Origin of the sequence: Burkholderia pyrrocinia, assembly GCF_022809715.1 — a bacterium.
Classification (GTDB): domain Bacteria; phylum Pseudomonadota; class Gammaproteobacteria; order Burkholderiales; family Burkholderiaceae; genus Burkholderia; species Burkholderia pyrrocinia_C.
In genome coordinates this window covers 2,918,144-2,938,679 of sequence record NZ_CP094460.1, presented here as the reverse complement: position 1 = coordinate 2,938,679, position 20,536 = coordinate 2,918,144, and the positions used below count along the sequence as shown (strand labels likewise).

Here is a 20,536-nt window from a genome sequence, read left to right as displayed (position 1 = left end):
TTGCGGCAACTTGTGCCCGGACGGCAGCCCTTATGCCGCCGGCACGATCATCTCCCGCGCGATCGCGCAGAACGCGGCCGTCGCCGCGCTTTCGCCGTGCAGCCGGCGGCTCATGATGATCGGCGACGTCGCGGCCGGTTCCGGCAGCCGCCGGTAGACGACGCCCCTCACGCGCACGCCCTCCACGCTCTCCGGCACCAGCGACACGCCGACCTGCGCGGCGACGAGCCCGAGCGCCGTCTGCAATTCGCGCACCTCATGGACGGCCGCCGGCACCAGCCCGCCGTCGCGCAATGCGGATAACTGCTGATCGGCGAAGCTCGGCCGCGGCGTGCTCGGATAGACGATCAGCGTCTCGTTCGCGATATCCGCGAGCACGAGCGGCCGGTCGGGATCGGCAAGCGGATGCCCGGCCGGCAGCGCCGCGATCAGCTTTTCCTCGATCAGCGCCTCGCGCACGACCTGGTCGTCGTCGAAACGCAGGCGGCCGAACCCGACGTCGATCCGCCCGCCCTTCAGCGCACCGAGCTGCTCCAGCGTGAACATTTCGATCAGCGACAGCTCGACGTCCGGCTGCGCCTCGCGAAACGCGCGAATCACGTCCGGCAGCGCGCCGTACAGCGTCGACGGCACGAAGCCGATCACGATCCGCTCCGACAGCTGCGCGAGCCGCCGCGTCAGCGGCCCGAGCTCGTCGGCCTGGTCGACGAGGCGCTTCGCCTGCGTATAGAACACGCGCCCGGCGTCCGTCAGCTTCAGCGGCCGCGCGCCGCGCTCGAACAGCGGCAGCCCGATCTCGTCCTCGATCGCCTGGAGCTGCCGGCTCAGCGGCGGCTGCGTCATGTGCAGCCGCTCGGCAGCCCGCGTGATGTTCATTTCCTCGGCGACGGCGATGAAGTAGCGGAGCTGACGCAATTCCATTTCATGCCTCAAAGGTATGGAAGTAGTCGGAAAGAGTGTTGGACGACGCGGGGCGGGAATTCCTACCATGTGCACCAACAGGAGGAATCGCATGATAGCAACTGCCGCCACCATCGAACGCATCGAGACGCTGCTCGTCGACGTGCCGACGATCAGGCCCCACAAATTGTCGGTCGCCACGATGAATTGCCAGACCCTCGTATTGGTCCGAGTTCGATGCACGGACGGTATCGAAGGCGTCGGCGAGGCGACGACCATCGGCGGCCTCGCGTACGGCGAGGAGAGCCCCGAAAGCATCAAGGTCAACATCGACACCTACTTCGCGCCGCTGCTGCAAGGCATGGACGCGACGCGCCCGGGCGCCGCGATGGCGCGGGCGCGCAAGCTGTTCCAGGGCAACCGCTTCGCGAAGTGCGCGATCGAGACCGCGCTGTTCGACGCACAGGCGCAACGTCTCGGCGTGCCGCTGTCCGAGCTGTTCGGCGGCCGCAGGACCGATGCGGTGGACGTCGCCTGGACACTTGCGAGCGGCGACACGCAGCGCGACATCGCGGAAGCCGAAGCGATGCTCGAAGCGCGCCGCCACCGCGCGTTCAAGCTGAAGATCGGCTTGAACGCGGTCGCCGACGACGTCGCGCACGTGGTCGCGATCAAGCGCGTGCTCGGCGAGCGCGGCGACGTGCGGGTCGACGTGAACCAGGCGTGGAGCGAAACCGACGCGATCTGGGCCGGCGCACGGCTCGCGGAAGCCGGCGTGAGCCTGGTCGAGCAGCCGATCGCCGCGACCAACCGCGCGGGGCTGAAACGCCTCACGCAGCTCGCGCAGGTTCCGATCATGGCCGACGAGGCGCTGCACGGCCCCGTCGATGCATTCGCGCTCGCGCAGGATCGCGCGGCCGACGTGTTCGCGGTGAAGATCGCGCAATCGGGCGGCCTGCAGGGCGCGGCGAGCGTCGCGTCGATCGCGGCGGCGGCCGGCATCGAACTGTACGGCGGCACGATGCTCGAAGGCGCGGCCGGCACGATGGCGTCCGCGCAACTGTTCAGCACGTTCGACTCGCTGAAATGGGGCACCGAGCTGTTCGGCCCGCTGCTGCTCACCGAGGAAATCCTCGTCGAGCCGCTGCGCTACCAGGATTTCAAGCTGCACCTGCCGGCTGCGCCCGGCCTCGGCATCACCTTCGACTGGGCCCGCATCGAACGGATGCGACGCGACGCCCGCTGATCCCCACACGACAACCGAAACCGGAGACACAGATGAACAAGCAAGCCATCGACGCCCTGCTGAAGACCTTCGACGACGCTGCCGAGAAGCCCGGCAACCCGCGCGTGCGCGCGATCGTCAACCGGATCGTGAAGGACATCTGCTACACGATCGAGGACTTCGACGTGCAGCCGAGCGAGTTCTGGACGGCGCTGAACTACCTGAACGAAGCCGGCCGCGAATTCGGGCTGATCGCCGCGGGCCTCGGCCTCGAGCGCTTCCTCGACGTGCGGATGGACGAGGCCGAGGAAAAGGCCGGCATCCAGGGCGGTACGCCGCGCACGATCGAAGGGCCGCTGTATGTCGCCGGTGCGCCGGAGTCGGTCGGCCATGCGCGCCTCGACGACGGCACCGATCCGGGCCAGACGCTCATCATGCGCGGCCAGGTGCTCGGCACCGATGGCGCGCCGATCGCGAATGCGCTGGTCGAGGTATGGCACGCGAACCATCTCGGCAACTATTCGTACTTCGATCAATCGCAGCCCGCGTTCAACCTGCGCCGCTCGATCCGCACCGATGCCGAAGGCCGCTACAGCTTCCGCAGCGTGCTGCCGGTCGGCTACAGCGTGCCGCCGGGCAGCAAGACCGAGCAGCTGCTCGACCAGCTCGGCCGCCACGGCCATCGTCCGGCGCATATTCACTTCTTCGTTTCGGCGGACGGTTATCGTAAGCTGACGACGCAGATCAACATCGAAGGCGATCCGCACATCTGGGACGACTTCGCATTCGCGACGCGCGAAGGGCTGATCCCGAAGATCAAGCAGGCCGAAGGCGCGCAAGGCAAGCCGTACGGTGTCGACGGGCAGTTCGCGCTGATCGACTTCGATTTCTCGCTGCTCAAGGAAAAGCAGGACGTGCCGGCGAGCGAAGTCGAGCGGGCCCGCGCGCAAGCCTGAGCGGCCTTCCCGTTCGACGAATCGATAACGCAAGGAGTACAGGATGCTGTTTCATGTGGAAATGACGGTCCGTCTGCCGGCGGACATGGATCCGGTCAAGGCGGCGACGCTGAAGGCGGAAGAAAAGGCGATGTGCCAGCGGCTGATGAACGAAGGGATCTGGCGGCATCTGTGGCGGATCGCCGGGCGCTATGCGAACGTCAGCATTTTCGACGTCGAGAGCGTGCAGCAGCTGCATGATCTGCTCAGTCAATTGCCGCTGTTTCCGTATATGGAACTCGAGGTGCGGGCGCTGTGCCGGCATCCGTCTTCGGTGCGGGAAGACGATCGGTAAATCAAGGTGAATCGCGGCCGTTATCCACGACCGTGAGACGGGCGACACTGGCAGCCGGCGATTTCTCGCAGGGCACCCGTGTCGTTTTGCATTCGGCGGTTGCGGGTACCGCATCGCATCGGGATGCGCGGCTCCTGTCACGCGACCAGATGCGCCGCAAACCCCGCCTTTCCCGGCGCGACATCCTCCTTCAGCGTCAACGCCGGAATCTCGTAATCGCCCGCGTTCTGCCGCCGGAACGGAATCGGCTGCGTGGTCCACAGATCGTCGAGACGCCTGCCGAGCGCCGCGCGCGTTTCCTCGAAGCGCGCGTCGTTCATCTTTCCCGTCCGGTAGATCACGAACGGCGGCAGCACGTCGAAACCCGGGTAATACAGAATCCCGTGCTGGATCGGGAACAGCACGTCATCGATCGGCCCGTTGATGCCGCGCGGGCTGTAGTGCGATTCCCACCCGCCTGCCGTGACGATCACCATCGCCCGCTTGCCGGCAAGCGAACCTTCGCCGTAGCGGTTTCCCCAGCGCGTGTCCGAATGCTCGCCGACGCCGTAGGCAAAGCCGAACGCATATACGCGCTCGACCCAGCCCTTCATGATCGCCGGCATCGAGAACCACCACAGCGGAAACTGCAGGATCACCGCATCGGCCCACTTCAGCTTGTCTTGCTCGCGCGCAATGTCTTCACTTTGCGTGCCGGTCGCGAACGCGTGCTTCGAATCGAGCGACGGATCGAAACGCGCATCGGGCGCGCGATCGGTCACGTCGTTCGCGTCGAACGCCGCCTTCCAGTTCATCGCATACAGATCGGTCACCTGCACGCTGTGGCCGGCCGCTTCGAGATGCCCGACGGCAAGGTCGCGCAGCGCGCCGTTCAGCGAACGCGGTTCCGGATGGGCATAAACAATCAGCACATTCAAGTTCGTCACTCCGTTGATTGAATGACTGCAGGATGCCGCCTCCAAAGGTATATTTGAAATGAATTCCTGATATTCCAGGTATAGCCATGAATAATCTCAGGCGACTCGACCTGAACCTGCTCGTCACGCTGGACGTGCTGCTCGCCGAGCACAACGTCACGCGCGCGGCCGAGAAGCTGAACATGTCGCAGCCGTCGGTCAGCGTGCAGTTGCAGAAACTGCGCGACCTGTTCGGCGATCCGCTGCTGCTGCCGGGGCCGCGCGGGATGCGACCGACCGCGCGTGCGGAAGCGCTGCGCGAGCCGTTGCGGGACGCGCTCGAAGCCGTCGAACGCGCGGTGATTCCCGCCACGCCGTTCGATCCCGCGACCGCGACGAACACGTGGCGTGTGGCCGCGACCGACTACGGCGAATCGACGATCGTGCTGCCCGCGCTGAACACGCTGCGGGCCGCCGCGCCCGGTACGCGGCTGGCGGTCGTCGAGCTCGTGCCGCCGCGGATCGAGCAGGATGCCGAGCGGAACGGCATCGATCTGTCCTTCCATACGACCGAGGGTTCGCCGGCCGGCATGCGGCGCCTGCCGCTGTTCGTCGAGCGCTACGTGCTCATCGGCCGCGCCGGGCATCCGAAGCTGAAGCGGCGCCCGACGCTCGCGCAGTTCGGCACGCTCGAACACGTGATCGTGTCGCCCGACGGCGGCGGCTTCTTCGGCGTGACGGACGAAGCGCTCGCGAAAGTTGGCGCCACGCGGCGCGTCGTGCTGTCCGTGCCGCATTTCCTGTTCGTGATGTCGGCCGTCGCCAGCACCGATCTCGTCGCGATGCTGCCCGAGCGGCTGGTGCACGACGTGCCCGCGCTGCGTGTCGTGGAAGCGCCGGTCGAGGTGCCCGGCTATGAAATGTCGATGCTGTGGCACGAGCGCGTGCATCGCGATCCGGCGCATCGGTGGCTGCGGGAGACGATTGCAGCATCGGTATAAGCCAACGACGGCGGCCGGATTCGGCACGGCGGGGAACGGCGTGCCAGACGGCGCCCGATTGCCGGTTTCGGTCGCCTTCGCCAGGACCGCCCGGCCCTGCTGCAAGATTCTTCATTCGGGACTTGAAACCGCCTCGAACACTGTATATATTTACAGTGTTTTTGCACCATTTGACCCGAATTCCGTCACCCATCGACGGACGGATTTTTGTGAGGCGACCATGTTCCAGTCATCCGCATTCGATCCCGAGCAACCCGGTTTCAACCCGATCCACTTCGAGCGCGCCGCGCGGCAGGCGGTCGTCGATCTTCAACGCGTCGTCGGCGCCCCCGCGCAGCGGGCGCTCGGCCTGCGACGCCGCAGCCATCCGGCCGCGGTCCGCACGATGAGCTGGCAGGCGCTGTTGAATGTCGAGGAGCTGGCGTTCTCGAACGCCGGTTTCCTGAACCGCAACGATCCGACCGTCGTCGATGCATTCATCCGGCTGCGCGACAGCCGAATGGTCGCGGCGGACATCGAGGAAGCCGTCGACTGGAAGCGCGACGACGACGATCTACCTGCCGTCTATCTGATCGTCAAGGCGATGCTCGAGGCGGAAGAGACAGAGGCACAGCGCGTCGAGATGGAATGACCCCGGCGGCCGGCGCGGCCTTCCGGTCAGGCCGCGCCGGCGCAAGCGCCGCATCCTGGGACAGCGCATGCCATCGCGGTCACGCGCAGCCGCGCCATCGAGCAATCAGAGCCGCGCCGCGAGCCGCGCGCCCTGATCGATCGCGCGCTTCGCATCGAGTTCGGCGGCCAGTTCCGCACCGCCGATCAGGTGCACCGAGCGCCCGGCCGCCTGCAGCGGCGCGAGCAATGCGCGCTGCGGCTCCTGCCCCGTGCAGAGCACGATCGTGTCGGCTTCGATTACTTCGTGATCGGTGCGCTGCTCGCCGTACGACACGTGCAGCCCGCGCGCATCGATCAGCTCGTAGTTCACGCCGCCGATCATCTTCACCTGCTTCATCTTCAGCGTCGCGCGGTGAATCCAGCCGGTCGTCTTGCCGAGCCCCTTGCCGAGCGGCGCGGCCTTGCGCTGCAGCAGCGTCACTTCACGCGCGGGCGCCGCAACCTGCGCACGCGTCACGCCACCGCGCGTCGCGGCCGGGTCGGTCACGCCCCACTCGGCCTTCCATTCTTCCAGATCGAGCGCCGGTGACTCGCCGTCCTGCACCAGATACTCGGCGACATCGAAGCCGATCCCGCCCGCGCCGACCACCGCGACCCGCCGGCCGACCGGCTGCTTGCCGGCGAGCACGTCGATATAGCTGAGCACATTCGGGCCGTCCTGCCCGGGAATCTTCGGGTCGCGCGGCGCCACGCCGGTCGCGAGCACGATCTCGTCGTAACCGCCCGCGATCAGGTCGCTCGCGTCGACGCGGCGGTTCAGGTGCAGGTTCACGCCGGTCAGCTCGACCTGGCGGCCGAAGTAGCGCAGCGCTTCATGAAACTCTTCCTTGCCCGGAACCCGCTTCGCCATGTTGAACTGCCCGCCGATCTCGGCCGCGCCGTCGTACAGGTCGACCTGATGGCCGCGCTGCGCGAGCACGGTCGAGCACGCGAGCCCGGCCGGCCCCGCGCCGACCACCGCGATGCGCTTCGGCTGCGGCGCGGGCGTGTATTTCAGCTCCGTCTCGTGGCACGCACGCGGATTCAGCAGGCACGACGCGATCTGGTTCTTGAACGCGTGGTCGAGGCACGCCTGGTTGCAGCCGATGCAGGTGTTGATCTCGTCGGCGCGGCCCTGCGCGGCCTTGACGACGAACTCGGCATCCGCGAGCAGCGGGCGCGCCATCGACACCATGTCCGCGCAGCCATCCGCGAGAATCTGCTCGGCCACTTCCGGCCGGTTGATCCGGTTGGTCGTCACGAGCGGAATGCCGACCTCGCCCTTCATTTTCTTCGTCACCCACGCGAACGCGCCGCGCGGCACCGACGTCGCGATGGTCGGCACACGCGCCTCGTGCCAGCCGATCCCCGTGTTGATGATCGTCGCCCCCGCACGCTCGACGGCCTTCGCGAGCTGCACGGTTTCGCTCCAGTCGCTGCCGTCCGGAATCAGGTCGAGCATCGACAGCCGGTAGATCAGGATGAAATCGCGGCCGACCGCTTCGCGCGTGCGCTCGATGATCTCGATCGGCAAGCGGATGCGGTTCTCGTACGAACCGCCCCACTGGTCGGTGCGCTTGTTCGTATGCATCGAGATGAACTGGTTGATCAGGTAGCCCTCGGAGCCCATGATCTCGACGCCGTCGTAACCGGCTTCGCGCGCGAGCTTCGCGCAGCGGACGAACGCGCGAATCTGCCGCTCGACGCCGCCCGCGCTCAGTTCGTGCGGCGCGAACGGTGAAATCGGCGACTTGATCTTCGACGGCGCGACCGCGAACGGGTGATAGCCGTAGCGGCCGGTATGCAGGATCTGCAGCGCGATCTTGCCGTCCTCCGCATGCACGGCGCCGGTGATCTCGCGATGCCGCCGCGCAGCGGCCGACGTCATCAGCGTGCCGCCGAACGGCTTGGTCCAGCCGGCCACGTTCGGCGCGAAGCCGCCCGTCACGATCAGGCCCACGCCGCCGCGTGCGCGTTCGGCGAAATATTCGGCGAGCCGCGGCAGCGTCTTGCGGCTGTCCTCGAGGCCCGTGTGCATCGAGCCCATCAGCACGCGGTTCTTCAGCGTCGTGAAGCCGAGATCGAGCGGCGCGAGCAGGTGGGGAAAGGTGGTCGTCATGGTGATCCTGCCGGTAAGCGATGCCTGCATCGTAGGCGTGCGCCGCCTTGAACGTGAGGGGGCAAACAGCCATAATGCTTGTCATTTCCGGCCAAAATGACATGACCTCCCCACTCGCCAAGGACCGCCTCGGGCTGCGCCGGCCGACGATTCCGGTCGCCTATACGCGCCTGCTGCTGCAGGCGCTGGCCGCGCGCGGCGTCGACCTGGCCGCCGTGCGCGCCGGCACGGGCCTGCGCGACGCGGTGCTGGCCGAACCCGACGCGCGTGTCGCGCCGTCGCAATGGGGGCGGCTCGTGCTCAACGCGATCGAGATCGGCGGCGATCCGGGCATCGGGCTCGCGTTCGGGCTGTTGCTGAAGCCGACCGTGCACGGCTTTCTCGGTTACGCGACGCTGACCGCGCGGGACATCCGCGAAGCGCTGTCCGTCACGCAACGCTACTTCCGGATGCGCAACCGCCAATATCGGCTGACCTATGCAGAAGACGAACGCGGCGCGACGCTCGAACTGCACGGCGTTCAGGCCAGCCCCGTGTTGCAGCATCACGTGATGTTCGAATTCGTGCTGACCGGGCTCGCGCAGAACATCTCGCAATGGGCCGGACGCGCGTCGCCGCCGATCACGCTGCAATTCGCGTGGCCGGAGCCCGCGTATTTCGCGCGCTATCGCGACCAGTTGCCGCCGGTCGAATTCGGTTGCGCGGCAAACGCGCTGTGGATCGCGCGCGACGTACTCGACTGGCCGCTGCCGCTCGCCGACGAAGTCGCGCACCGGCAGGCGCTCGTGCAGGTCGAGCGCGAGTACGCGCAGGTGCGGCAGGAGGAAGGCGATCTGGTCGAGCGCGTGCGCGCGGAACTGGCGAAAGCAACCGGCGTTTATCCGGGGCCGGAAATGCTCGCCGACGCGCTGCTCGTGTCGACGCGCACGCTGCGGCGCCGCCTAGAGGAAGCCGGTTCGAGCTATCGGCTCTTGCTCGACGAAGCGCGGTTTCGTGACGCGAAGCAATTGCTGGCCGCATCGGATCTCGACCTGAAGACGATCGCCGAGCGGCTGCAATTCACCGATCCGGCGAATTTCACGCGCGCATTCCGGCGCTGGGCCGGGCAGACGCCAAGTGCGTATCGGGAAGCGGCCGGCGGCCCGTCACACGAGTAAATCGGCTGGCTGGCGCACGACGCGTCAGCCGCCGACGTAGATCCGCGCGCCGCCATCCCCGTCGCCCGCATCGATCCGCACCTCGCCGGTTGCGGCGACGATCGCGTCATACACGTCATCGGTCACGCACACCACCGGCACCGCGATCGCATACAGTTCGGCGGCGACGATCGCGCCGATCGAGATGATCAGGTCGCGCTCCTTCAGCACGATCGCGACGGGCCCCGTGCCGTTGCGCACGGCCTCCGCGAGCACGCTGCTGCTCGAGCTCGAACCCTTCGCGTGCGGCATCACCATCACCTTGCCGGCAAGACTCGCGCCGGCCTGCGGATGCCCGCGATCGACGATCCTGCCTGCGCCGGAATCGTAGCCGCCCCAGAAGCTGAGCGGCTTGTCGAGCACGAACGCGCTCGCGCATGCGCTGCCCGGCACGAGCGTGTCGCCCGTCAGTACTTTGCCCGTCGCGTCAGTCATCGAATCGCACCTTTCCTTCGTACGCCGAACGCACGCATTCGCGCATGCTGCCGTATGCGACCGTCACGCCGATGTTCGCGGGCGCATACGACGCCCATTTCCCCGAGTTGGTCATCACCAGCCCCGACAGTTGCTTCATCACCGGCGTGATGTACGTGCAGGTATCGACGACGATCTGAATGCCGCGCGCGGCGAACTTGTCCGCGAGGCCGGCTTCGCCCAGCTCCCACAAGATGAAGCGGCTCGTGTTCACGTAGAAATCGCAGGCCGGCTTGCCGTCGTACGCATCGAGCAACGCATCGAGCGTGCGGAATTCGGCCAGCGAGAAATGCGGCGTGCCGAGCGCCACCGCGACGAGCGCGTCGCCGGCCGCGCCGTGGTTCAGCGTGCGGCGAATCTCGTCGAGATCGGCCATCGCGACGTCGACCGTGCGCTGCGCCGCGCGCCCGTGCAATGCGGCGTCGAGCGTCGGCGCCTCGGGCGTCACGCCCACCGCATGGAACAGCGCGACGGCCCCGCTCGATGCGGCGGCCGCGCCAAGCGCCTTGAGTTCGTCTTCGGTGGTATCCGCCGGCAGCCCGACGATCGCCGGCACGATCGCGCCCGCGATTTTGCCAACAGCCAGGCCGAGTGCAGCGAAATAGATGTCGCGCGACGGCAGGCGGCTGAAGTCCGGCGCGTTGAACACGATCCGCGCGGCGCGGTTCGCTTCGACATGCAAACCCGCGTACGGCGCGCGCCCGGTAATCGCGGCGGCCAGATCGAGAAAATCGCCGTACCGGCTCGTACGCGCGCCGAGCACCGAGTTCGCGAACACGATCGCATTCGATTCGGCCCACGCGATCTGCTCGCCTTTGGCGGGACGGTTCTTCAACTGATACGGCGCGCACGTGAAGCTCGATTCGCAGCCGAGTTGCAGATGCGCATCCATCAGGCGCTGCGCATCGCGCTGGATCGTACGGTCGCCGTGGTACAGCTCGGGATGGATCAGGTCGAGCGACCCGACGTTCAACGTGGTCGGCACCGCGACCTTCGCGCCCGTGTCGACGAAATACTCGACGAAGTCGAGGCTCGTCTGGCCGTGATAAAGACAGCCGTCGATATGCGCTGACGTGATGTCGATCAGGTGCGGCGCGGACATCACTTCCGCCGTGCGCGCGACGATCCGCATCGCGCGGGCGACGCCGTCGCCGAAATCCCCGCGCAACATCGCGTCGTCGCGGTCGCTCAACTGCAGCATCGGTTGCTCCTCGTGACTCGTGCCGGCGGCGCCGGCGCGTGAAATCCGTCAGAGGACTCTACAACTGGAAATAAAAACTGTCCAGATCACCATCTATCCGGACAGCTTGAAAACCAATTTTCGGTAATGGAGGCCGTGCTTCCGCGCCTCAAGCTCTACCAACGCGGTCGATGGCTCGAAATCCGCTCCAGTTCGACGCAACGCGCCAGCCACCTGCCCCGCCTAGCGCTCCGCGGTCAGACTGAACAGTTCATCGCGCAGCGCCTTCGCGCGCCCCTCGCCGAACTGCGTCTCGAATTCGTCCTGCGCGGCCTGCCACGCGACCAACGCCCGCGCGAACGTGCGCTCGCCGAGCTTCGTGAGGCTCAGCGCATGCGCGCGCGCATCGTGCTCGGATGCGGCCGTCGCGACAAAGCCGTCGCGCTGCAGCGGCTTCAGCGCGCGCAGCAGCGTCGTGCGATCCATCACGAGCGATTCGGCGAGTTCGCTCATCAGCAGGCCGGGCCGACGCGTCAGGTTCGCCATGATCGAGAACTGCGCGGGCGTGACGCCGACCGGGGCCAGATGGCGTTCGTACAGTTGCGTGACGAAGCGCGCCGCCTGACGCAGCGCAAGGCAGTTGCACGCTAAGGCAATCGGGTTGTCGTTCATGCTCCGCAATTTATATGTGCATATGCATAAAGTCAATGTACACTCCGCCGTAACGGAGCCGGCGGCCGGCCAGGAGTGTCCGGCGCCCCGCCATCGCGTCAAGGAGACGGACATGGACTACATCGACAAGCTGCGGATTTTCCGGTCGGTGGTCGAGATGCGCAGCTTCACGCGCGCCGCCGACATGCACGGCCTCGCGCGGCCGGTCGTGTCGCGTGCTGTTGCCGATCTGGAGGCGCGCTTCGGCAGCCGGCTGCTGCACCGGACCACGCGCCAGGTGTCGCTGACCGAAACCGCCGAGCGCATCTACGAGCGCTGCGCGGCCGTGCTGGACGAACTCGACGCGCTCGAAGCGGACGCGCAGACGCAGACGCGCGAACCCGAGGGCCTGCTGCGTCTCGTCGCGCACACGACGGCCGCGCTGAACCGGCTCGTGCCGCTGATCGCCGGCTTCAAGAGCGCGCATCCGAAAGTGCGCCTCGACGTCACGCTGACCGAGCGCCCCGTCGATCTCGTCGGCGAAGGCTACGACATCGGCATCGTCGTGCCGTACATGCTGACGAGCGAGACGACCGTCGTGCGACTGGTCGAGCGCATTCCGGTCGTGATCGTCGCGACGCCCGCGTATCTGAGCGCACATTCGCGCCCCGAGACGCCGGCCGACCTGGCCGATCATCCGTTCGTGCCGATATCGCCGTCGCTGCGCCGGCCCGCGCTGTCGTTCCGCGTCGACGGCGACACGCTGACCGTGCCGTACCGCTTCGACATCTCGTCGAACAGCCCCGTCTTCAACCGCGAAATGGTGATGCACGACTTCGGCATCGGCGTCGTGCCGAGAACGCTCGTCGAAGCCGAACTCGCGTCGGGCGCGCTCGTGCAGTTGCTGGAGGGCGCCGACCTCGTCGACGCGTTCGTCGAGATCAAGCTCGCGTACGCGAACCGCGCGCTGCTGCCCGCGAAGGTGAAGGCGTTCATCGACTACACGGCCGCCTATTGCGACCGCGTAGGCGGGATTGTTCCTGCGGCAGCCTGACCCGGCGCGCGAACGCGCCGGCCTGACGCCGATTGGTACAGCCACGACACCAATCTGATCCTGCTCCGCCCATCGCTTCACCCCGCGCTGCACCCTAACATGTGCACATGCACAAGACCACGCTCACCGATGACGATTGCTTCGCGGTCCGGCAAGCCGCCCGCCGGCTCTCGCAGTTCTACGAGCGTTACCTGTCGCAGGCGGGCGTCACGCCGTCGCAATACAGCATCCTCGCGCTGCTGCGTGACCGTCCGGGCCTGACGATGGCGGCGCTGTCGGCCGTGCTGGTGATCGAACGCACCGCGCTGCTACGCGCGCTCAAGCCGCTCGTCGGCGCGGCGCTGGTGACGGGCCGGATCGAGCCGCCGTATCGCCGCCAGACGTTCGCGCTGACCGCGCACGGCGAAACGAAGGTCGCCGACGCGCACGTGCACTGGCTCGCCGCGCAGGAAGCGTTCGAGCAACGGTTCGGGCCGACCCAGGCGGCCCGCCTGAGAGACGAGCTGTTCCGGATCGCGCACAACCTGCCGGAGCGCTAACCCCTTCCCCGATCGACGCGACGTCGTCGGTCGTTTTGATAAGTGCATATACATAGGTGAATCGATGGAAACGACCCAAGAAGCCGCTGCTTCCCGCGAGGCAGCCACAATCGACCGGCCCGCGAAGCAGCGGCGCCGCGTGCCGTGGATGCGCATCGCGGTGATCGCCGTCGTCGTCGTGGTGGCCGCGGCCGCGCTCGACTGGCTGTTCGTGCTGCGCTTCCAGGAGAGCACCGACGACGCGTATGTCGGCGGCGACGTGACGGTGCTCGCGCCGAAGGTCAACGGCTTCGTCGACCGGATTCTCGTGACCGACAACCAGCGCGTGAAGGCCGGCGACGTGCTCGTGCAGCTCGATGCGCGCGACTACGATGCGAAGCTCGCGCAGGCCAGCGCCGAAGTCGACAGCGCGCGCTCCGCCGTGACCGAACTCGAAGCGAAGCAGCAACTGCAATTCGCGGTGATCGGCCAGCACGCGGCGGACAAGAACGCGTCGTCGGCCGAGCTGACGCGCGCCGCATCGGACCGCGTGCGCTATCGCGAGCTCGTCAAATCCGATGCCGTGTCGAACCAGATCGTCGAACGCGCGGACGCCGATTATTCGAAGGCCGGCGCGGCCGTCGAACGCAGCGACGCCGCGCTGCTCGCGTCGAAGCGGCAACTCGACGTGCTCGGCGCGCAGCTCGCCGATGCGCGGGCCCGCGTGAACACCGCGCTCGCCGCGCAGCGCGTTGCGGCGCTCAACGTCGAATACACGACGATCCGCTCGCCGGTCGACGGTTACGTCGGCAACCGCACCGGCCGCGTCGGGATGCTCGCGAACGTCGGCGTGCCGCTGCTGACGGTCGTGCCGGCGTCCGGGCTGTGGATCGACGCGAACTTCAAGGAAGACCAGCTTCGCAAGATGCGCGCGGGCGATCGTGTCGACGTGTCGCTCGATGCGTCGAGCACGCGCCTGCACGGCCGCGTCGACAGCGTCGCGCCCGCGACCGGCGCGACCTTCAGCGTGCTGCCGCCCGAGAACGCGACCGGCAACTTCACGAAGATCGTCCAGCGCGTGCCCGTGCGCGTGCATCTCGATCCGCAGCCGGGCCTCGATCACGTGCTGCGCCCCGGCCTGTCCGCGGTCGTGACCGTGCATACCGACCACGCGAACTGAGCGGGAGCCGACCATGACCACCGCGTTTTCCGGCGACCCCGCGTCGCAACCCACCAGGCAGCGCGTCTTCGCGTTCGCGCTGATGTGCGTCGGCTTCTTCATGGCGACGCTCGACATCCAGATCGTCGCGTCGTCGCTGCGCGACATCGGCGGCGGCTTGTCCGCGAGCCGACGAGCTGTCGTGGGTGCAGACCGCCTACCTGATCGCCGAGATCATCGTGATCCCGATGTCGGGCTGGCTGTCGAAGGTGATGTCGACGCGCTGGCTGTTCGTCGCATCGGCCGTCGGCTTCACGATCACCAGCATGCTGTGCGGGCTCGCGTGGGACATCAACTCGATGATCCTGTTTCGCGGGCTGCAGGGCGCGCTCGGCGCCGCGATGATCCCGACCGTGTTCACCACCGCGTTCGTGCTGTTCCCCGGCAAGCAGCGGCTGATCGCGTCGACCACCATCGGCGCGCTCGCGTCGCTCGCACCGGCGATCGGCCCCGTGATCGGCGGCTGGATCACCGACCAATGGTCGTGGCACTGGCTGTTCTACCTGAACCTCGTGCCGGGCATCGCGGTGGCCGCACTCGTGCCGCGCTACGTGCATATCGACGAACCCGACCTCAGCCTCATCAAGCGCGGCGACTATCTCGGCATCGCGCTGATGTCGGGCTTCCTCGGCTGCCTCGAATACGTGCTGGAAGAAGGCCCGCGCAAGAACTGGTTCGGCGACGATGCGATCGTCATCTGCGCATGGATCTCCGGCATCTGCGGCTTCCTGTTCATCGTGCATGCGCTGACCGCGGAAGATCCGATCGTCGACCTGCGCGCGCTCGCCGTGCGCAACTTCGGGATCGGCAGCCTGCTGTCGTTCGTGACCGGCATCGGGATCTTTGTGACCGTGTTCCTGACGCCGCTGTTTCTTGCGCAGGTGCGCGCGTTCAGCTCGCTGCAGATCGGCCTGGCGCTGCTGTCGGTCGGTGCGTTCCAGTTGCTCGCGCTTGGCGTGTATGCGTTCGCCGCGCGCTACTTCAGCATGCGCGCGCTGCTCGTGTTCGGGCTGATCTGCTTCGGCCTCGGCTGCTACCTGTACACGCCGATCACGCACGACTGGGGCTGGCGGGAACTGCTGCTGCCGCAGGCGCTGCGCGGCATCGGCCAACAGTTCAGCGTGCCGCCGATCGTGACGATGGCGCTCGGCTCGCTGCCGCAATCGCGGCTGAAATCGGCGAGCGGGTTGTTCAACCTGATGCGTAACCTCGGCGGGGCGATCGGCATCGCGGTAAGCGCGACGATGCTCAACGACCGGCTGAATTTTCACTACCTGCGGTTGAACGAGCATGTGAGCGCAGGCGAGCCGCAGATCGCGTCGCTGCTCGACCATCAGGCCGCGTACTGGACGGCTGTTGCGGGCAATACGCTGAATACCGCGCAGGCCGGGCTCTCGAACCTGCATCGGCTGATTTATCGCGAAGCGCTGACGCTCACCTACGCGGATGCGTACTACGCGCTGTCGCTGTGCTTCGTCGTCGCGCTGCTTGCCGTCGTGTTTTCCAAACCCATTACTTTGAACGCGCCGCCGCCGGACGCGCACTGAGATCTTCATCATGAAAAAGCTACTCGTCGCCGTTGCCGTCAGCGTGTTCGCCGCAGGGTGTGCGGTGCAGCCCGCGCAGCATCCCGCGCTGCACGAATCCGTTCAGACGCTCGCGCCCACTGCCTGGGATACCGACGTGCCGCGCGCGGACATCGACGCCGCCGCTTGGTGGGCGCAATTCCACGATCCCGTGCTCGACCGGCTGATCGCGACCGTGCTCGACGGCAACCTCGATCTGCAGGCCGCCGCCGAACGCGTGAAGCAGGCGCAGGCGTTGACCGTGCAGAAGCGCGCGGCGCTGCTGCCGGAACTCGACGCGACCGCGCATGCGGCCGACGCGCGGCAGAACACGCCGCCGCCGCTTGGGTATGTGCGGCAGGCCGGCGTTGGGCTCGCGCTGAGCTGGTCGCCCGATGTGTTCGGCGGCGAACGGCTCGATCTGCTCGCCGCGCAAGCCGAACTCGTCGGGCAGAAGCATGCGGAAGATGCGATGCGGCTCGCGCTTGCGGCCGATGCGGCATCCGCGTATGTCGACCTGCGCTGGGCGCAGCAGGAACTGAAGATCCTGCAGGACAACGCGAAGATCCGGCAGCACGCACTCGAACTCACGCGCAAGCGGCAGGCGTTCGGGCTGTCGACGGAACTCGACGTCACGCGCGCGCAAAACCAGCTCGATGCGCTCGAAGCGCGGATTCCGCCGACGCAGGCGCAGATTTCGCATCAGCTCAATCTGATTGCCGTGTATTCGGGGCGGACGCCGGAATCGGTCGATCGGCTCGTGTTGGCGCAGGCTGGGGAAATTCCGGCGCCGCCGGTTGGTGCGCCGGGGACGTTGCCTTCGCAGGCGTTGTTGCGGCGGCCTGATGTGTTGACTGCCTATGCGCAGGTGGAGCGGCGTGCGGCGCAAGTGGGCGTCGCGAAGGCCGAGCGGTATCCGAAGTTTTCGCTGAATTTGGCGGACGGGATTCTGGCGGCGTCGTATCTCGGGTTGCCTACGTTGACCGACAATTTGTTCAGTGCGGCGTTGAGTGCGACAAGCCCGATCTTCAATGCGGGGCGTATTACCGCCGATATCTCGCAGAGCGAAAGCCGGATGCGCGAGTCGGAACTCGGGTTAAGGCAGACGATGCTGCAAGCGTTGAGGGAGGTCGAGGATGCGCGTGCGAATCTCGTCAGTTCCGATGAGGCTACGCGGCGGCTCGATAGTGCGCTTTCTGCGTCGGACAAGGCGCTTGGGTTGGCGAATCAGCTCTATAAGGGGGGCGCGACGGATTTTCTCGACGTGCTGTCAGCGCAGGAGGTTTATCTAAGGGACTCGGATTCGCTCAATCAGGTCAAGCGCGAGCATGCGCTGGCGGCAGTCGCGCTTTATCGGTCGCTTGGGGGTGGGTGGAGCAGGAATGAGGCGGCGGGTGGGACGCAGACGGAAACCGAGGCTGTGGCGAAGAATTAGGGGGGATCACGACGCGGCGCCGGCTTCCATACTGCCGGCGCCCCGCTCCTCAGCCGCACGATGAGGATCGGTCCGAGCACATTCATCGCGAATCAGTTGGGACCGGTCAGCGGTACCGGCCAGGCTGTTCTGGGTGATGCGGTAAAGTATCGCCTTCGCGAGGGGCACACGCTGAGAGAGCAGCGCCCTTGCCGGATCAGGAGAACAATGAGTGAGTGAAAACCGGTACACCTACGGCACTTGGCAGAATCTACGGCCCGTCGACGTCTTTGCCCTGGTGGCGTTCGACGAGACGCGCAAGCAGTTGGGCCTGGACGATCTGGCAGCCGCGTCGGCAATGCTGCTCGGTCAGGCTGACGTCCCTGTCGCCGGCAAGTTCGCAGGGGCTACGCCGGGCACCTCCGTCGCCTCGCTTGCTGCCCGCAAGCTGTTCCCGCAGACGCTACCGTTTCGCCTGCCGATGATCATGGGCGTTGGGTTGTCCGGTATTCGAATCTCCTTCACCCACCGCCTCGGCGCATGGGTCGGCCGGACGATTCCCGTCGTAGGCGAGGTGTTTCTGGCTCGCGATGCCTTCCTGATCATGCGCAACACCGTGACGACCTACAACCGACTCGTGAAGCCCGAAGATCGGGTGCTCTGAGCCATGAAAGACGATACCTGGGAACGTTTCGAAGCCTTCACCCGTCAGGAGCTTGGCCGGCCGTTGTTCGGCGGCAAGCTGAACCTTCAGCCGGAATCACGGCTTGAGGAGGATCTCGGCATCACTGGCCTCGACGGGGTCGAGTTTATCGACAAGTGGGCCGAGACATTCAACGTCGACGCCAAAGGGTTCCCGTACCGACGCTACTTTGGCCCGGAAGGTCAGGAACTGCTGTCGTCACTCATGGGGCTATTCGTGAAACGACTCCGACCGCCAAAGCGCCACCCGCTGACGCTTGGTATGCTGGCCGAGGCAACGCGACGCGGGAAGTGGGACACAGACGCGATCGAGGCGGCTACAGGGGAATGATCGTAATTGGCTGGGTCGGTCCGCGGCGGCGGCGTTCAAATTACAGCGGCGGACGATTGCCGAGATCGACGGTTACCAGTTCGTACGGCAGCGATTTTTCCTCGAACGCGACGAAGACCGACATCGCGTAAGGGCTCGTGCATCGCGCATCCGCGTAGAGGCGGAGATTTCCGGTTGGCACTGCTGTCTCCTTGTGGGGACGGAGCCCGTCGCTGCGCAGGCGCGCACCGACGAGCTCCGGGTGGGTCAATGCGGCGGTAACGGCCGCGTTCTGGATTTTTTGTGTGCTTGCCGCCATGGGTCACTCGGCGGACGGCCAACGATAGCCGATCACTTCGTTCAGCGGATACGCGAGTTCGCGAACTTCTTCCAGTTGGTTGCCGCCGAACACGTGGACGTGCTTATCGTCGTGGCGCAGGTAGAAACCGACGTGCCCTTTCCAGCTCGCGGGATCATCGCGCGTCAGGATGGCGATGCAGCCGTAGACCGGGCGTTCCAGCGGGCGGCCCCATTCGAGCCACGAACGCGCGAGCGCGGAGCCCGTGCCGCGAATGCCGGCGTGTGTCATGCACCAGTTGACGAACGACGAACACCAGGAAATCTTGTCGTCATAGCCGACCAGGTTCGTCTGGTTGTTGTATTCGACGATGCGCGGGTTGATGCTGCCCGGCGGGTGGCGGCGGATGCCGAGTTCGGCCAGCGCGACGGACATCCACGGCGGATGGCCAGCTTTCGGTTTGCTCTCAGGGTTTGATAGGGTCACGTCGTTCTCGGGCGAGTGTCAGTGAGATTTCGCTCAATCTTCGCATGAATGCCGCGTAGCGACGAGTGTTCCCCGGTAAAGCGACGCCGCATGTCACGCGCTCCATGCGCTATACAAGACTGCTGGAAACTGGATGACCCGTGGTCGGTGGCATCTCCCATCCGAGAATCTGGGAGATTCGTATCACTGCTTGATCGCAAGTTGATCGGCCTTGATCCATCGAAGCAAGTGTTTCCCGGAAGCATTCGCGTAATCCACGTAGGCCCAACCAGCCGGAGACTGCTTCAATACGGCGACGACATCATCCTGGACGAGATAGGCTCGACTCGCGCCCGCTTCATCAGGGGCAGTGTAAAGCGTCGCTCTTTGCACAGATACGGTCGCGGTTCGACGTGTGGCTTCCGTTCCTTGCTGCGCTGGCGTACCAACGGAGTCGCCGACGGCTTTGGAAAGCGCGGCATCGATCAGTAGTGCATCAAAGCGCGCCCCTGCCGCCGTTAAGGCTCCCGCAATTTTACGATAGGACTCGCGATTGGCCGAGGAAAGCGGGTCACACCGCAAGAGATTGTCGGCCCCCGAATCATCGCGAATTACCAGGTCGGCTGGCTGCCCTGCGTTGATGTAACTTAAGAAGTTGCTTGCCGACGGGCGGTCGCGCTTCAGCATCGCCGCCGTTTGCGAGTCTGTTCCCCACTGCGCACTTTGACCTGGTTGCCAGCCCGCTCCACATATCGCGCCGGTTTGATCGGCGGTAATACAGCCTGTTCGTATCTCAATCATGGAACAGTACTCCCGGCTCAACACAGTCTCCGGTTGTCCTGATCCCATGAATACGGTTCCCCGATCGTTTCGCATAACGATCACATATTGACCGGACGGGGAAATATTCGCATCGTTCGGAGGTTCCATTTGCGTCCCACCACCGGCGTTCGACTCCCCAGCTCTTGGCAGCAGGCCAAATGTAGCTCCGTTCGGGAAATAGAAAACCGCCTTCTTCCAGGCACGATTGGACAATGAATCTCGAGGGTTCGCAGCATTGCTAAAGAGCACTGCTGCGCCACCCGGTAAAGCAAAGCGGAGAGTTGATTGTGGCGCAGCGGCTGCAAGACTAGCCCAAAGCATGGTCATCACGAGCACCGATCCGATACGCGCAATATGCGTGGAAGGCGAACCGATCCGAAACGACGGAGTACTTTGGTTCAGAACTTTTAAGGTAGAGGCTTTCAAGATTACATTCCCAAAGCTTGTGCCAATTTCTGATAACACGCAGGTGCGACCGATACCCCGTTTACCTTCGCAATATCGCGGGATGGCCCGTAGTCTTGCACAATACTCGTTTCGTATGTGTTCCTACCTGTCACGACCGCAACAACGCAATAGCCGTCCC

20 protein-coding genes and 2 pseudogenes are annotated in these 20,536 nt (G+C 65.8%); 13 read left to right on the top strand and 9 right to left on the bottom strand.

Annotated elements, in window-relative coordinates; genetic code table 11:
- Window positions 1-30: 30 nt before the first annotated feature.
- On the bottom strand, window positions 31-921 hold the full coding sequence (locus tag MRS60_RS30105; RefSeq protein WP_034185110.1) for a LysR family transcriptional regulator: 891 nt from the start codon (window positions 919-921) through the stop codon (window positions 31-33).
- Between the two features lie 91 nt (window positions 922-1,012).
- Between MRS60_RS30105 and MRS60_RS30100 the strand changes: the two genes are divergently transcribed.
- Genes MRS60_RS30100 through catC form a run of 3 tightly spaced genes read left to right on the top strand, consistent with a single transcriptional unit; the run spans window position 1,013 to window position 3,415 of the window.
- On the top strand, window positions 1,013-2,146 hold the full coding sequence (locus tag MRS60_RS30100) for a muconate/chloromuconate family cycloisomerase (RefSeq protein WP_243566211.1): 1,134 nt from the start codon (window positions 1,013-1,015) through the stop codon (window positions 2,144-2,146).
- Between the two features lie 32 nt (window positions 2,147-2,178).
- Window positions 2,179-3,081 (top strand): catechol 1,2-dioxygenase, encoded by a 903-nt coding sequence (gene catA / locus MRS60_RS30095; RefSeq protein ID WP_131948029.1) that lies wholly within the window; start codon window positions 2,179-2,181, stop codon window positions 3,079-3,081.
- Between the two features lie 43 nt (window positions 3,082-3,124).
- Window positions 3,125-3,415 (top strand): muconolactone Delta-isomerase, encoded by a 291-nt coding sequence (gene catC, locus MRS60_RS30090; RefSeq protein ID WP_034185107.1) that lies wholly within the window; start codon window positions 3,125-3,127, stop codon window positions 3,413-3,415.
- Window positions 3,416-3,552: 137 nt separating this feature from the next.
- Here catC and MRS60_RS30085 read toward each other — a convergent pair whose 3' ends face one another.
- Window positions 3,553-4,332 carry an NAD(P)H-dependent oxidoreductase gene (locus tag MRS60_RS30085; RefSeq protein WP_243566210.1) on the bottom strand — a complete coding sequence of 260 codons (780 nt, stop codon included), beginning with the start codon at window positions 4,330-4,332 and terminating at the stop codon, window positions 3,553-3,555.
- A gap of 86 nt (window positions 4,333-4,418) precedes the next feature.
- Here MRS60_RS30085 and MRS60_RS30080 point away from each other — a divergent pair, with 86 nt between their 5' ends.
- Together MRS60_RS30080 and MRS60_RS30075 are read left to right on the top strand one after the other, a co-directional pair.
- Window positions 4,419-5,312 carry a LysR family transcriptional regulator gene (locus MRS60_RS30080; RefSeq protein ID WP_243566209.1) on the top strand — a complete coding sequence of 298 codons (894 nt, stop codon included), beginning with the start codon at window positions 4,419-4,421 and terminating at the stop codon, window positions 5,310-5,312.
- A 220-nt stretch (window positions 5,313-5,532) separates the two neighbouring features.
- Window positions 5,533-5,943: a DUF2471 family protein gene (locus MRS60_RS30075; RefSeq protein ID WP_034185087.1), complete on the top strand. Its 411-nt coding sequence runs from the start codon at window positions 5,533-5,535 to the stop codon at window positions 5,941-5,943.
- Window positions 5,944-6,048: 105 nt separating this feature from the next.
- Here MRS60_RS30075 and MRS60_RS30070 read toward each other — a convergent pair whose 3' ends face one another.
- Window positions 6,049-8,082: an NADPH-dependent 2,4-dienoyl-CoA reductase gene (locus MRS60_RS30070; protein WP_243566208.1), complete on the bottom strand. Its 2,034-nt coding sequence runs from the start codon at window positions 8,080-8,082 to the stop codon at window positions 6,049-6,051.
- A gap of 74 nt (window positions 8,083-8,156) precedes the next feature.
- Here MRS60_RS30070 and MRS60_RS30065 point away from each other — a divergent pair, with 74 nt between their 5' ends.
- Window positions 8,157-9,239 carry an AraC family transcriptional regulator gene (locus tag MRS60_RS30065; protein ID WP_243566206.1) on the top strand — a complete coding sequence of 361 codons (1,083 nt, stop codon included), beginning with the start codon at window positions 8,157-8,159 and terminating at the stop codon, window positions 9,237-9,239.
- 24 nt (window positions 9,240-9,263) lie between these two features.
- Here the strand turns inward: MRS60_RS30065 and MRS60_RS30060 are convergent, their stop codons facing one another.
- The 3 genes from MRS60_RS30060 to MRS60_RS30050 all read right to left on the bottom strand — a co-directional run bounded on the left by MRS60_RS30060 (window position 9,264) and on the right by MRS60_RS30050 (window position 11,604).
- Window positions 9,264-9,713, bottom strand: a complete 450-nt coding sequence (locus MRS60_RS30060) for an aconitase X swivel domain-containing protein (protein WP_243566204.1) — start codon at window positions 9,711-9,713, stop codon at window positions 9,264-9,266.
- Window positions 9,706-10,953 (bottom strand): aconitase X, encoded by a 1,248-nt coding sequence (locus MRS60_RS30055; RefSeq protein WP_217589867.1) that lies wholly within the window; start codon window positions 10,951-10,953, stop codon window positions 9,706-9,708. The genes MRS60_RS30060 and MRS60_RS30055 overlap by 8 nt, the downstream gene beginning before the upstream one ends.
- A 222-nt stretch (window positions 10,954-11,175) precedes the next feature.
- A complete protein-coding gene (locus MRS60_RS30050) occupies window positions 11,176-11,604 on the bottom strand; it encodes a MarR family winged helix-turn-helix transcriptional regulator (RefSeq protein WP_243566202.1) in 429 nt (142 codons plus the stop codon).
- Window positions 11,605-11,716: 112 nt separating this feature from the next.
- Here MRS60_RS30050 and MRS60_RS30045 point away from each other — a divergent pair, with 112 nt between their 5' ends.
- From MRS60_RS30045 to MRS60_RS30015, 7 genes and pseudogenes are all read left to right on the top strand, one after another.
- Window positions 11,717-12,637, top strand: a complete 921-nt coding sequence (locus MRS60_RS30045; protein ID WP_034185081.1) for a LysR family transcriptional regulator — start codon at window positions 11,717-11,719, stop codon at window positions 12,635-12,637.
- Between the two features lie 107 nt (window positions 12,638-12,744).
- Window positions 12,745-13,176 carry a MarR family winged helix-turn-helix transcriptional regulator gene (locus tag MRS60_RS30040; RefSeq protein ID WP_175746462.1) on the top strand — a complete coding sequence of 144 codons (432 nt, stop codon included), beginning with the start codon at window positions 12,745-12,747 and terminating at the stop codon, window positions 13,174-13,176.
- 64 nt (window positions 13,177-13,240) lie between these two features.
- On the top strand, window positions 13,241-14,335 hold the full coding sequence (locus MRS60_RS30035) for an HlyD family secretion protein (protein WP_243566201.1): 1,095 nt from the start codon (window positions 13,241-13,243) through the stop codon (window positions 14,333-14,335).
- 13 nt (window positions 14,336-14,348) lie between these two features.
- Window positions 14,349-15,921, top strand: a pseudogene (locus tag MRS60_RS30030) (DHA2 family efflux MFS transporter permease subunit).
- A gap of 10 nt (window positions 15,922-15,931) precedes the next feature.
- Window positions 15,932-17,374 (top strand): efflux transporter outer membrane subunit, encoded by a 1,443-nt coding sequence (locus MRS60_RS30025; RefSeq protein ID WP_243566199.1) that lies wholly within the window; start codon window positions 15,932-15,934, stop codon window positions 17,372-17,374.
- A gap of 211 nt (window positions 17,375-17,585) precedes the next feature.
- Window positions 17,586-18,017 carry an STM2901 family protein gene (locus tag MRS60_RS30020; RefSeq protein ID WP_131948055.1) on the top strand — a complete coding sequence of 144 codons (432 nt, stop codon included), beginning with the start codon at window positions 17,586-17,588 and terminating at the stop codon, window positions 18,015-18,017.
- A gap of 3 nt (window positions 18,018-18,020) precedes the next feature.
- Window positions 18,021-18,386, top strand: a complete 366-nt coding sequence (locus MRS60_RS30015; RefSeq protein WP_131948056.1) for a DUF1493 family protein — start codon at window positions 18,021-18,023, stop codon at window positions 18,384-18,386.
- Window positions 18,387-18,444: 58 nt separating this feature from the next.
- Here MRS60_RS30015 and MRS60_RS30010 read toward each other — a convergent pair.
- The 3 genes and pseudogenes from MRS60_RS30010 to MRS60_RS30000 form a co-directional block, all read right to left on the bottom strand.
- Window positions 18,445-18,567, bottom strand: a pseudogene (locus MRS60_RS30010) (glutathione transferase); the annotation flags it as partial.
- A 120-nt stretch (window positions 18,568-18,687) separates the two neighbouring features.
- On the bottom strand, window positions 18,688-19,098 hold the full coding sequence (locus MRS60_RS30005; protein ID WP_243566845.1) for a TIGR02594 family protein: 411 nt from the start codon (window positions 19,096-19,098) through the stop codon (window positions 18,688-18,690).
- Window positions 19,099-19,332: 234 nt separating this feature from the next.
- On the bottom strand, window positions 19,333-20,376 hold the full coding sequence (locus MRS60_RS30000) for a hypothetical protein (protein WP_243566197.1): 1,044 nt from the start codon (window positions 20,374-20,376) through the stop codon (window positions 19,333-19,335).
- Window positions 20,377-20,536 lie beyond the last annotated feature (160 nt).

Excerpts from the sequence above, each read along its gene's own strand:
- MRS60_RS30105 (WP_034185110.1), bottom strand. The coding sequence starts at position 921 with ATGGAATTGCGTCAGCTCCGCTACTTCATCGCCGTCGCCGAGGAAATG.
- MRS60_RS30100 (WP_243566211.1), top strand. The coding sequence starts at position 1,013 with ATGATAGCAACTGCCGCCACCATCGAACGCATCGAGACGCTGCTCGTC.
- catA (WP_131948029.1), top strand. The coding sequence starts at position 2,179 with ATGAACAAGCAAGCCATCGACGCCCTGCTGAAGACCTTCGACGACGCT.
- catC (WP_034185107.1), top strand. The coding sequence starts at position 3,125 with ATGCTGTTTCATGTGGAAATGACGGTCCGTCTGCCGGCGGACATGGAT.
- MRS60_RS30080 (WP_243566209.1), top strand. The coding sequence starts at position 4,419 with ATGAATAATCTCAGGCGACTCGACCTGAACCTGCTCGTCACGCTGGAC.
- MRS60_RS30075 (WP_034185087.1), top strand. The coding sequence starts at position 5,533 with ATGTTCCAGTCATCCGCATTCGATCCCGAGCAACCCGGTTTCAACCCG.
- MRS60_RS30070 (WP_243566208.1), bottom strand. The coding sequence starts at position 8,082 with ATGACGACCACCTTTCCCCACCTGCTCGCGCCGCTCGATCTCGGCTTC.
- MRS60_RS30065 (WP_243566206.1), top strand. The coding sequence starts at position 8,157 with ATGCTTGTCATTTCCGGCCAAAATGACATGACCTCCCCACTCGCCAAG.
- MRS60_RS30060 (WP_243566204.1), bottom strand. The coding sequence starts at position 9,713 with ATGACTGACGCGACGGGCAAAGTACTGACGGGCGACACGCTCGTGCCG.
- MRS60_RS30055 (WP_217589867.1), bottom strand. The coding sequence starts at position 10,953 with ATGCTGCAGTTGAGCGACCGCGACGACGCGATGTTGCGCGGGGATTTC.
- MRS60_RS30050 (WP_243566202.1), bottom strand. The coding sequence starts at position 11,604 with ATGAACGACAACCCGATTGCCTTAGCGTGCAACTGCCTTGCGCTGCGT.
- MRS60_RS30045 (WP_034185081.1), top strand. The coding sequence starts at position 11,717 with ATGGACTACATCGACAAGCTGCGGATTTTCCGGTCGGTGGTCGAGATG.
- MRS60_RS30040 (WP_175746462.1), top strand. The coding sequence starts at position 12,745 with ATGCACAAGACCACGCTCACCGATGACGATTGCTTCGCGGTCCGGCAA.
- MRS60_RS30035 (WP_243566201.1), top strand. The coding sequence starts at position 13,241 with ATGGAAACGACCCAAGAAGCCGCTGCTTCCCGCGAGGCAGCCACAATC.
- MRS60_RS30025 (WP_243566199.1), top strand. The coding sequence starts at position 15,932 with ATGAAAAAGCTACTCGTCGCCGTTGCCGTCAGCGTGTTCGCCGCAGGG.
- MRS60_RS30015 (WP_131948056.1), top strand. The coding sequence starts at position 18,021 with ATGAAAGACGATACCTGGGAACGTTTCGAAGCCTTCACCCGTCAGGAG.
- MRS60_RS30005 (WP_243566845.1), bottom strand. The coding sequence starts at position 19,098 with ATGTCCGTCGCGCTGGCCGAACTCGGCATCCGCCGCCACCCGCCGGGC.